The 11288-nt window shown below is 47.6% G+C and carries 10 protein-coding genes; all 10 read left to right on the top strand.

Annotated features, from left to right (window positions below; translation table 11 throughout):
• The first annotated feature begins 376 nt into the window (after positions 1 to 376).
• The 10 genes from urtA (at position 377) to RGU72_RS20345 (ending at position 11192) form a co-directional block, all read left to right on the top strand.
• Positions 377 to 1630, top strand: coding sequence for an urea ABC transporter substrate-binding protein (gene urtA, locus RGU72_RS20390; protein ID WP_322121489.1), 1254 nt, complete (start codon positions 377 to 379; stop codon positions 1628 to 1630).
• Positions 1631 to 2009: 379 nt separating this feature from the next.
• On the top strand, positions 2010 to 3611 hold the full coding sequence (urtB, locus tag RGU72_RS20385) for an urea ABC transporter permease subunit UrtB (protein WP_322121488.1): 1602 nt from the start codon (positions 2010 to 2012) through the stop codon (positions 3609 to 3611).
• Positions 3608 to 4732 carry an urea ABC transporter permease subunit UrtC gene (gene urtC / locus RGU72_RS20380; protein ID WP_322121487.1) on the top strand — a complete coding sequence of 375 codons (1125 nt, stop codon included), beginning with the start codon at positions 3608 to 3610 and terminating at the stop codon, positions 4730 to 4732. Before urtB ends, urtC begins: the two co-directional genes overlap by 4 nt.
• On the top strand, positions 4729 to 5580 hold the full coding sequence (urtD, locus tag RGU72_RS20375; protein WP_322121486.1) for an urea ABC transporter ATP-binding protein UrtD: 852 nt from the start codon (positions 4729 to 4731) through the stop codon (positions 5578 to 5580). The genes urtC and urtD overlap by 4 nt, the downstream gene beginning before the upstream one ends.
• A 55-nt stretch (positions 5581 to 5635) precedes the next feature.
• Complete coding sequence (gene urtE / locus RGU72_RS20370; protein WP_322121485.1) at positions 5636 to 6334, top strand: urea ABC transporter ATP-binding subunit UrtE; 699 nt, start codon at positions 5636 to 5638, stop codon at positions 6332 to 6334.
• Between the two features lie 7 nt (positions 6335 to 6341).
• Positions 6342 to 7235 (top strand): urease accessory protein UreD, encoded by an 894-nt coding sequence (locus RGU72_RS20365; RefSeq protein WP_322121484.1) that lies wholly within the window; start codon positions 6342 to 6344, stop codon positions 7233 to 7235.
• A 67-nt stretch (positions 7236 to 7302) separates the two neighbouring features.
• Positions 7303 to 7605 carry an urease subunit gamma gene (locus RGU72_RS20360; protein WP_322121483.1) on the top strand — a complete coding sequence of 101 codons (303 nt, stop codon included), beginning with the start codon at positions 7303 to 7305 and terminating at the stop codon, positions 7603 to 7605.
• 9 nt (positions 7606 to 7614) lie between these two features.
• Positions 7615 to 7920, top strand: a complete 306-nt coding sequence (locus tag RGU72_RS20355; protein ID WP_322121482.1) for an urease subunit beta — start codon at positions 7615 to 7617, stop codon at positions 7918 to 7920.
• Positions 7914 to 9614, top strand: a complete 1701-nt coding sequence (gene ureC, locus RGU72_RS20350; RefSeq protein WP_322121705.1) for an urease subunit alpha — start codon at positions 7914 to 7916, stop codon at positions 9612 to 9614. Before RGU72_RS20355 ends, ureC begins: the two co-directional genes overlap by 7 nt.
• Before the next feature lie 162 nt (positions 9615 to 9776).
• Entirely contained in the window at positions 9777 to 11192 is a 1416-nt protein-coding gene (locus tag RGU72_RS20345) for a hypothetical protein (protein ID WP_322121481.1), read from the top strand.
• Positions 11193 to 11288 lie beyond the last annotated feature (96 nt).

The raw sequence follows: 11288 nt of genomic DNA, 5'->3' as shown, positions 1-11288 counted from the left end.
AGAAGGGATTTAAACCATTTCTCTGCACATATTTGTAGCAAACAAATCCAAGCTTTTGGTCTATATGGTGTTGAGTAGCTAGTAGTGAACGTAGCGCACAAGCTGGCACATAAACTGCTATTTATTTTCATTGCGTACAAATAATTCCTACTTTTAGGAAGTCCGTCACCGTGATACTGCTACATAAAAATGGCAAAGTAATTATCGCAGCAAGTATTTGCAATGTCGTGGCTCAGTACGATGATGTTTTGCTGCGATTGTCTCTCAACCAAATAGGAATTAGTCACACACTTATACATACCCAAATAAATTAGTCATCAGGCTCTCAACTACGCTCATTACTACACGTCTATTACTTCAACACCAAGGAGAAATTATGTCACGTCGTACCGTACTAAAAGCGACCGCACTCGGCGCTATGGCTTTGACTGCATCAACCTGGATGGCACAGGCATTGGCAGCAGATACGATTAAAGTCGGAATTTTACATTCGCTGTCGGGCACGATGGCAATTTCCGAGACTTCCCTCAAAGACGTGGCATTAATGACAATCGACGAGATCAATGCTAAAGGTGGTGTGATGGGTAAAAAGCTGGAGCCGGTGATTGTCGATCCTGCTTCCAACTGGCCACTGTTTGCGGAAAAAGCACGACAACTGATTTCTCAGGATAAGGTATCTGTCGTATTTGGTTGCTGGACATCGGTATCCCGCAAATCGGTCTTACCGGTATTTAAAGAACTTAATAGCCTGCTGTTCTACCCTGTGCAGTACGAGGGTGAAGAACTAGAGAAAAACGTGTTTTACACTGGTGCCGCTCCAAATCAACAAGCGATACCAGCGGTGGAATATCTGATGTCAAAAGAAGGCGGCGGAGCCAAGCGCTTTGTTCTGCTAGGCACTGACTATGTTTATCCACGCACTACCAACAAAATCCTGCGGTCCTTTTTGCACAGCAAGGGCGTGAAGGATACTGACATCGATGAGGCCTACACTCCGTTTGGTCACTCTGATTATCAGACGATTGTTGCCAATATCAAGAAATTCTCCGCCGGTGGCAAAACAGCCGTCATCTCCACGATCAATGGCGACTCCAACGTACCGTTTTATAAAGAGTTGGGTAATGCAGGTCTGAAAGCAACTGACGTCCCAGTCGTCGCCTTCTCAGTCGGCGAGGAAGAACTACGCGGTGTTGATACCAAGCCCTTAGTCGGCCATCTGGCAGCCTGGAATTATTTTGAGTCGGTAAAAAATCCGGTCAACACCGAGTTCATTAAAAAATGGAAAGACTACGCAGTCGCCAAAAAATTACCGAATGCAGCTACCGCTGTGACCAACGATCCGATGGAAGCAACGTATGTCGGTATCTATATGTGGAAGCAAGCAGTAGAAAAAGCCAAATCCACCGACACCGACAAAGTAATTGCAGCCATGGGCGGACAAACCTTTAAAGCACCGTCCGGCTTTGTCTTAAGCATGGATGCAACCAATCACCACTTGCATAAGCCAGTGATGATTGGTGAAATCAAAGCGGATGGTCAGTTCAATGTCGTTTATAAAACGAAAGAAACCATTCGCGCACAACCTTGGAGTCCGTACATCCCTGGTAATGAGGCAAAGCAAAAAATGTAATAGCGCGATAGTGATAGCGGGGCTTCAAAAAAACTATCTGCTTGTCCGTCGCTCCTGCTAGGCAGAACTCAGAGACGTGTTGTGATTCACGTACGTCTCTGGATTCCTGCTAAAAGCACGCATGAATGACGTGCATCGTTTTAAGTCTTTTTTAATTATTGTGTCGGGTTCTTAATTAAAAGGTTTTTAGAAGCTACCAATTTTTCAACGTCCAATGATTATTGGGCTCCCAGACCATAATTGGCCTGGGAGCCTCACAAATAATGGACATTCTTCTTTGGTAACTTCTACAAATCCCCTTTTGCACTTTTGTACCTTCAGATCACATCATATGTCTCTGGAAGTTTTGTAGTAGGCAAAATCGACCTCAAAATATCCTATGAAAATATTCAAATTCAGTATTTTGACTGTCCTGTTTTGTATGAGTTGCACGGCGCAGGCTGCGATTGACGCCAAACTTTTACAAGGCTTAACTAGCGACGATCCGGACGCCCGCATCGCTGCAGTCACAGAGATAGCAGCACTGGCAAATGACGATAGCAGCAAAGTCTTAAATGCGCTAAAAAGCGAATCGCTATACACCACAACCGATGGCTTAGTTTTAATCGTCGATGGCGACAATGCCTACAATCCCGCCACCGAGAAATCTAGCAAGTTGCCCGACGGTAGCGATGTGATCAGTATCAACAATCGCTTGCGCGGCGCTATCGATAATGCTCTCTCAGCCCTAAAGTTATTTTCCACGGACAAATCTGTGCGTCTGGCAGCTGCCACCACCTTGCAAACCGACGCCAGTCTGGAGCAACTACCATTGATCAGCAAAGCCTATGCAAAAGAATCAGACCCCGAGGTGAAATCACTTTTACAACTGGTGATTGCCACTGCTAATCTGCAATCCCCAGATGCAGCGCAGCGCAAAGCGGCTGTCACTTCCTTAGTTGGCAGCAGCAATGCCAAACTCAATCCGCTGTTGCAAAAGATGCTGGATAAGAATCTCGATGGGAGCTTTATCGAAGCCGACGCCAGCATCCGGACAGAGGTCCGTGCAACGCTCAAAGCCATTGACTCCCGGCTGGCACGTACCGAATTTATCGGCAATTTGTTCTATGGCGTATCGTTAGGCAGCGTCTTGCTGCTAACAGCGCTGGGATTGGCGATTACCTTTGGTTTAATGGGAATCATCAATATGGCGCATGGCGAGTTATTGATGATCGGTGCTTATACTACTTACGTAGTGCAAATGCTATTTCGCAAATTCATCCCTGGTGCGCTAGACGCCTATCTGATCATCGCACTACCTGCCGCTTTTATTGTCGCAGGTGCCGTGGGGATATTTTTAGAGCGTACCGTCATCCGTTGGTTATACGGTCGCCCATTAGAAACTTTGCTCTGCACCTGGGGCATTAGTCTGATGCTGATGCAAACAGTACGCACCATTTTTGGTGCACAAAATGTCGAAGTCGCCAATCCGTCCTGGATGTCTGGCGGCGTGACGGTATTAGGATCGCTGGTCTTATCCTACAACCGGATATTCATCATTGCCTTCGCCTTCATTTTGGTATTTGCGGTCTGGCTGATTTTAAATAAAACCAGAATGGGTTTATTCGTTAGGGCTGTAACCCAAAATCGACGTATGGCAGATTGTGTGGGTGTCGCAACCGGCAAAATTGATATGCTGACTTTTGGATTGGGCTCCGGCATTGCTGGTCTCGGAGGTGTCGCCTTGTCGCAATTGGGCAATGTTGGCCCAGACTTAGGCCAAAGCTATATCGTAGATTCATTTATGGTGGTGGTGCTTGGCGGCGTTGGCCAACTGGCAGGTACCGTCATTGCGGCCATTGGCTTGGGCGAAGTGAATAAGTTTTTAGAACCTTTTGCCGGAGCTGTGATGGCAAAAATCGTCATACTCGTATTCATCATTGTTTTCATCCAACGCCGGCCACAAGGCTTATTCGCGCTGAAAGGTAGGAGTGTCGAATGATCAGCGCCCCAACAATGAGCTATCACACCCCCTCTTTCTTCTCACGTCCAGCCTGGGTCGGCATCATCGTATGCGTCATCATCGCTGCCTTGTTACCAATACTTAATTTAAGTTTTCCTGCGAGTCATCCTCTACATATTTCGAGCTTTACCATCACTCTCGTTGGTAAGTTCATGTGCTACGCAATGGCAGCGTTGGCTCTGGATCTGGTCTGGGGGTACACCGGTATTTTATCGCTGGGGCACGGCGTCTTTTTTGCATTGGGCGGATATGCGCACGGCATGTATCTGATGCGAGCGATTGGTCGTGACGGTGTCTATCAAAGTAACTTGCCAGACTTTATGGTGTTTCTAGACTGGAAGACCTACCCGTGGTACTGGTCGATGACCGACAATTTTTGGTATTGCATGGCATTGGTGGTTCTGGTGCCGGGAACGTTGGCATTTGTGTTTGGTTTTTTTGCTTTCCGGTCACGAATAAAGGGAGTGTATTTCTCCATCATTACCCAAGCCATGACCTTTGCTTTTATGCTGCTGTTCTTCCGCAATAACACCGGGTTTGGTGGCAACAATGGCTTCACCGATTTCAAACGCATTCTCGGTTTTAACGTCACTGCGCCAGGTACCAAGGCTGCTTTATACCTGATTACGTTGGCCGCGTTGTTTGGGGCACTGATGTTATGTCGCTGGATCGTGACCTCGAAATTGGGTCGTGTGCTTCAGGCGGTAAGAGATTCAGAATCCCGTCTAATGTTTATAGGTTATAACCCGTTGTGGTTCAAACTGTTTGTCTGGACCTTATCAGCCGTGTTGTGCGGCATTGCCGGGGCCTTATATGTACCGCAGGTGGGCATCATCAATCCATCCGAAATGTCTCCTGGCAATTCAATAGAAATGGTGATCTGGGCCGCCGTCGGAGGACGGGGAACGTTGCTGGGACCGATCATTGGCGCCTTCACAGTGAATGGCTTAAAGAGCTGGTTCACCGGTGCCTTCCCCGACCTATGGCTATTTGCACTGGGACTCATCTTTATTCTTGTCACTCTGTTTATGCAACAAGGAATCTTAGGTTTAGCAAAACAGGTACGCACTAAATTGAATCATCATAAGGAGGCAGCATGAGCGAGCGTAGTAGTGTGCTGCAGCCAGGCCAAACTTATGATGGTGCAACTGGTGACGCTGCCGCATCATTCGGACGTGTTAAATCTAATCAGGTTGATACCAGCCATGGTGCAATATTGTATCTGGAAGATATCACCGTATCGTTTGACGGCTTTAAGGCAATCAACAATCTCAATCTCGATATTTCAGTCGGTGAATTACGCTGCATTATCGGCCCCAATGGCGCGGGAAAAACTACGATGATGGATATCATCACAGGAAAAACCAAACCGACATCAGGCAAAGTTTTTTTTGGTCAGACGATGGATCTGACCAAAATGACTGAGGTCGAAATCGCCCATGCGGGTATCGGTCGTAAATTTCAGCGCCCCACCGTTTTTGAGCAACACACCGTCTTCGACAATCTGGAACTAGCGATGAAGATGGACAAGCGGGTCAAGACCACGCTATTCGCTAAATTAAATAGCGAGCAGCGCGACAAGATTGACAGCATCTTGCAATTGATACGCCTGAACGGACAAGAAAACAGACTGGCAGGCCTGCTGTCTCACGGCCAAAAACAATGGCTAGAAATCGGCATGCTATTGATTCAAGAGCCACAATTGATTCTGCTCGATGAACCCGTCGCTGGGATGTCTGACGCTGAAACAGCCCGCACCGCGGAGCTGCTAAACGAGTTACGTGGTAAGCATTCAATTATGGTGGTCGAACACGATATGGGCTTCGTCACTGAGATTGCACAACAAGGCAAAGTCACCGTACTGCACGAGGGATCGGTACTGGCGCAGGGAACCATGCAACAAGTACAGGCGGACGAAAAAGTGATTGAAGTGTACTTGGGACGTTAAGTCTAAGGCCCTATATATCCGCTCAATTTCAAGTGTATTAATACCGGAATCAGACATGCTACAAGTCGAACAAGTACATCAACACTATGGCTCATCCCATACCTTGCGGGGCATTTCTCTCAGCGTCAAAAAAGGGGAATGTTTGTCGCTACTCGGACGCAATGGGGTTGGTAAAACGACGCTATTAAAATGTCTGATGGGTGTACTTCCATTGTCCCAAGGCAGCGTAAAACTGGACGGCAAAAATATCAGTAAATTATCTCCGCACGAAAGGGCAAAACTAGGCATCGCCTACGTGCCGCAAGGCCGTGAAATCTTTGCCCGGCTCACCGTCGAAGAAAATTTATTGATGGGCATGGCAACACTATCGAGTAAAAAAGCATCGATGATCAAAGGTGAGGTCTACGAGCTTTTCCCCGTTTTAAAAGAAATGCTGCAACGTCGTGGTGGTGATTTATCGGGCGGCCAACAACAACAGTTAGCGATAGCGCGGGCCTTGCTAGCAGAACCAAAATTGATCATTCTGGACGAACCGACCGAAGGCATTCAACCCTCCATCATCAAAGACATCGGCCGCGTCATCCGCCTGCTTCGCGAACGTGGCGATATCGGGATTTTATTATGTGAGCAATATTTTGATTTTGCCCGCGAACTGGCCGATCATTTTGTGATTTTAAATCGTGGCGAAGTAGTCGCCTCTGGTGATAAAAATTTAATGGATGGGGATGATGTCAAGCGGCACTTAGCGGTATAGTAAAGGCATGATACTTACTGACATATCTCCCTCCATTATTCACGATCATGCCCCTGCTAAAAAGCAACATTGGCAAGCCAAATTGCAAATTGCTTTTAGTGATGATCAAGGCGTTACCCGACTGACCGAGCGCGACCATACCGGTCCATTGCGAGTACAAAAGCCCCTGTATCCCGAAGGCCAAAAAATTTGCCACGCCATCATCATCCATCCGCCCGGCGGCGTTGTGGGTGGCGATGAGCTAAGCATTACGGCAAAACTGGGGACAGCCAGCCACGCGCTCATTACCACACCCGGTGCGGCAAAATGGTATCGCAGCAACGGCTACACATCGCAGCAGCATATTCATTTGTTGGCAGAGGCAGGTAGCAAGCTAGAATGGTTGCCACAAGAGACGATATTTTTTGACGACGCACAAGTCGATTTGCATCAGACAATTCAACTGGCGCAAGACGCCTGCTATATCGGTAGCGACATCCTGTGCTTTGGCCGCACCGCATCGGGCGAAAGCTATCGTAGCGGAAAAATAAAACAACACACTCGGATAGAACGCGCAGGCAAACTGATCTGGAATGAACAAGGCAGCATACGAGGCGGTAGCGCAGCGATGTCCAGCCGAATGGGCTTAGCAGGCAACACCGTCTGCGCCACAGTGATAGCCAGCCCGGTACCTCTTCATGCGGCAGGATTGCAAGCATTGCGGGATCAAACTCACCAGTGGTTGCAACAAACCGAAGCAGGTGCACAATGTGGCGTGTCACAATTAAAATCTTTATTGGTGGCACGCTACCTCGGCAATTCGAGTGAAACTGCCAAACAATGGATGACCATGGTCTGGCAACATTTACGCCCTTCTCTGATGCAAGAAGACGCCATCGTGCCGCGTATCTGGAACACATGAAAAATCAATAGAGAATTCGCTAAAAAATTAGCGCGAACTACTCAAGCAGCAACCGAAAGGAAAATACATGGATCTCACTCCCCGCGAAAAAGATAAGCTGCTCATCTTTACCGCTGCATTGTTAGCAGAACGTCGCCAGGCACGCGGCCTCAAACTTAATTATCCAGAGGCTGTTGCACTGATCACTGCCGCCATCATGGAAGGTGCGCGCGATGGAAAAACCGTTGCGCAACTGATGTCTTATGGCACGCAAATCCTGACCCGAGCCGACGTCATGGACGGCATCCCCGAGATGATCCCCGATATTCAGGTAGAAGCGACCTTCCCTGACGGTACCAAACTGGTTACCGTGCATCACCCAATTCCATAGGAGCCCGACATGAACCCAGGCGAAATGCTGATAGAACCCGGCGAGATCGAACTCAACGTCGGACGGGCAACTGCCACGCTGGTCGTTTCGAACAGCGGTGACAGGCCGATACAGGTCGGCTCCCATTTTCATTTTTTTGAAACCAATCCAGCGTTGCAGTTTGAACGTCAGACGGCTTACGGTATGCGACTGAACATTGCCGCAGGTACTGCAGTCCGGTTTGAACCAGGTCAGCAACGCACTGTTGAACTGGTCGCGCTGGCGGGGGACCGCAAGGTGTATGGCTTCAACGGTAAAGTGATGGGGGCATTATGAAAATTTCCAGACAAGCCTATGCAGAAATGTTTGGCCCCACGACTGGCGACCGTATACGCCTGGCAGATACCGGTCTGTTTATTGAAATCGAAAAAGACTTCGCCATCTATGGTGAGGAAGTCAAATTTGGCGGCGGCAAAGTGATCCGCGACGGCATGGGGCAATCGCAGCGCCCGCATGCAGAGGTCATGGACACCGTCATCACCAACGCAGTGATTCTGGATCACTGGGGTATCGTCAAAGCGGACATCGGTTTAAAAAACGGCCTGATCGCCAAGATCGGTAAAGCAGGCAATCCGGATATCCAGTCTGGTGTTGATATGGCCATCGGTGGTGCGACTGAAATCATTGCGGGCGAAGGTATGATCGTCACCGCAGGCGGAATCGATTCGCATATCCATTTCATTTGTCCGCAACAAATTGAAGAAGCATTGATGAGCGGCGTGACCACGATGCTGGGCGGCGGTACTGGCCCAGCAGTCGGCACCGCAGCTACAACCTGTACGCCAGGACCGTGGCATTTACATTCGATGCTGATGGCAGCAGATGCCTTCCCGATGAACCTCGGTTTTTTGGGGAAAGGTAATGTCAGCCTCCCCTTGCCTCTGGAAGAACAAATCCTGGCAGGTGCAATCGGTCTGAAGTTACATGAAGACTGGGGAACTACGCCCGCGGCAATCGATAACTGTCTGAGCGTGGCAGACCGCATGGATGTACAAGTAGCGATCCATAGCGACACTTTGAATGAAGGTGGCTTTTTGGAACACACGCTGGCGGCGTTTAAAGACCGGACTATTCACACCTTTCACACAGAGGGTGCAGGCGGTGGTCACGCGCCCGACATCATTGCAGCAGTGGGTGAAAGCAACGTGCTCCCCTCCTCCACCAACCCGACGCGTCCTTACACGGTCAACACGCTGGACGAACATTTAGATATGCTGATGGTCTGCCATCATCTCGACCCTGCAATTGCAGAAGATATCGCCTTCGCCGAATCTCGCATCCGGCGCGAGACCATTGCCGCTGAGGACATTTTGCATGATATCGGCGCGATCTCTATGATGTCATCCGACTCGCAAGCCATGGGGCGTGTTGGCGAAGTCATTATGCGTACCTGGCAAACCGCCGACAAGATGAAGCAGCAACGTGGTTCTCTGCCAGAAGATAACGAGCGCAATGACAACTTCCGCGCCAAGCGCTATATCGCCAAATACACGATCAATCCCGCCATCACCCACGGGATTGCGCATGTAGTTGGTTCGCTGGAAGTCGGAAAAATCGCCGATATCGTACTCTGGAAACCCGCCTTCTTTGGCGTCAAACCATCGATGATCGTCAAGGGTGGCATGATCGCAGCAGCACAGATGGGTGACCCCAACGCGTCTATCCCGACACCACAACCGGTGCATTACCGCATGATGTTTGGTGCGTTTGGTGGCGGCTTAAAAAAATCCTTCACCTTTGTGTCACAAGCAGGATTTGATGCAGGTCTGGCAGAGCAACTCAAGCTCAACAAGACCTTAATTCCGGTTAAAAACACCCGCAATATCCGCAAAAAAGACATGATCCACAATGGCTTAACACCCAAAATGGAAGTCGATTCAGAAACTTATGAAGTCCGTGCCAATGGAGAATTGTTGGTCTGCGAACCGGCAAAAATTTTGCCAATGGCGCAGCGGTATTTCTTGTTTTAGGTTTGGTTTTGGTTTTAGTTTTAATTTGAGTTTGGTTTAGCGTTTGATAGCCTAGGTTGGACTGCGCCTTACCAGCCTAACAACTATAAAATTTCAAAAACACGATTATGCCATCCGCTGTAGAAGATGTAATACAACTAGTGCGACCTATTTCTTATTGTTATGAAATCACTTTTGCTATTGACTCTTTCAAGCTTATACCTAGGTATAGCTATACCTTGCCTTGCCCAAATTGATTATCAAACCAAATGGGTACATGGATCATGGGTAAATGTGCACTCAGGTTCTAGTGCGGATACGACAGTGATTTCCCATCTACCGGCGAATACGCTGGTGCAAATGGAAGTTACACAAAATCATAATACCTGGGGCAATGAATTCTGCCCAATACACTGGGCGAAAGATCAACATGGCTTTATCGTATGCAATTTACTGGGAGACCAAGCGCTACAGATTGACGATATAGGTGAGCTGTATTTGACGAACGTGCCCTCATCTGCTTCTCGACTCATTGAAAACCCGCGCTATTCAGCTACGCAAGCGTTTTGGTTGCAGCCTAGTTTTTTGCGATTACGCAACGCAGGAATGTTTTTTAACAATACTATGCTTAGTGAAAAAGAAAAGTCTTTAGAAAATGTAGATCAGAATTTTGTTTGGGAAAAACGTCCGTCATTACGTCGCTTTGCTATTCCTGAGTTTGAAGCTATGAAACAAGTGATGGAAAAGGGAGTTGTCGAACCGCAGAAATTACACAAGAATAAACTCGGCTCGTGGAAAGAGTTAAAAGCGCTTGCAGATGCTGATGCCACGGCGTCGGATAAGACTTTAAAATACGCCTCTGCAATTAATAATCGTCTCTTTTATCCTGGCGCTTTAAAAATGGTAAAGCAAATAAATCTGCCAGAAATTAAAACATCGTATTTCAAAAATACTAAGCAGCTATTGCGCCCTCAAGCCGAGGCAGAAGAGCTCAGCGCACACTTCCAAGTTCCTTATTTTTTACGATATCGTGGTGTGCCGTTTTGGAGGAAATCGGAAGCTGCCGGTATACAACTAGCGGGTTGGTGGGATATCGGGAATGTCGATATTGCTCTGCAAAAAAAAATCGGGAAAAATACAATTTATAGCGATGGCAAACTTGTGTCTATAGCCACAATAGAACAACGGTCTTTTTGGAGCGGGAACTGTAATGATGGTTTTCGTTTTAGTGGAGATAAAACACAAAATTTCCCGATTCTGAGTATCTCTGAAAAGCACCTTCAACCTGAAGCTATTCTAAATTTTTTCACACGTGATCCTATTCCGTCAGGCAAAGTAAAAATTACTAATCTGCCCGCACAAGATTTGCAATACGTAGCAAGCAAAATACAAAAGCATGAGCAATTTACACGCGGTGCACTACACACCATCGACATCGATCAAGATGGCATTCCTGATTTCGCCATTTGGGAGGCCTGGCATTACGTCATTATGTCTGATACCAACAAGCCAGAACCTGGGTTTAGAATGTACTTTAGCAATATAGCTGGTGAGTGGCGCTTACTCGATATCGATGAATTTTATGTTTGCGATGGCTAATAAGTTAATATCAAAAAATTAAAAGCAATATGGAACAGAAAATTGTTAAACGTAATCTTGTTTAACAGATACTTCCCTCATCAATCAAATCAAATT

The organism is Undibacterium sp. 5I1 (assembly GCF_034314085.1).
Taxonomy (GTDB): domain Bacteria; phylum Pseudomonadota; class Gammaproteobacteria; order Burkholderiales; family Burkholderiaceae_D; genus Undibacterium.
The sequence above is the reverse complement of the archived record's forward strand: the minus strand, read 5'-3'. Positions and strand labels throughout refer to the sequence as shown.

What these genes read in the sequence shown, in the direction of transcription:
- urtD (WP_322121486.1), top strand. Translation starts at nt 4,729, where the DNA reads ATGAGCGAGCGTAGTAGTGTGCTGCAGCCAGGCCAAACTTATGATGGT.
- RGU72_RS20365 (WP_322121484.1), top strand. Translation starts at nt 6,342, where the DNA reads ATGATACTTACTGACATATCTCCCTCCATTATTCACGATCATGCCCCT.
- urtA (WP_322121489.1), top strand. Translation starts at nt 377, where the DNA reads ATGTCACGTCGTACCGTACTAAAAGCGACCGCACTCGGCGCTATGGCT.
- RGU72_RS20360 (WP_322121483.1), top strand. Translation starts at nt 7,303, where the DNA reads ATGGATCTCACTCCCCGCGAAAAAGATAAGCTGCTCATCTTTACCGCT.
- urtE (WP_322121485.1), top strand. Translation starts at nt 5,636, where the DNA reads ATGCTACAAGTCGAACAAGTACATCAACACTATGGCTCATCCCATACC.
- urtC (WP_322121487.1), top strand. Translation starts at nt 3,608, where the DNA reads ATGATCAGCGCCCCAACAATGAGCTATCACACCCCCTCTTTCTTCTCA.
- RGU72_RS20355 (WP_322121482.1), top strand. Translation starts at nt 7,615, where the DNA reads ATGAACCCAGGCGAAATGCTGATAGAACCCGGCGAGATCGAACTCAAC.
- RGU72_RS20345 (WP_322121481.1), top strand. Translation starts at nt 9,777, where the DNA reads ATGAAATCACTTTTGCTATTGACTCTTTCAAGCTTATACCTAGGTATA.
- urtB (WP_322121488.1), top strand. Translation starts at nt 2,010, where the DNA reads ATGAAAATATTCAAATTCAGTATTTTGACTGTCCTGTTTTGTATGAGT.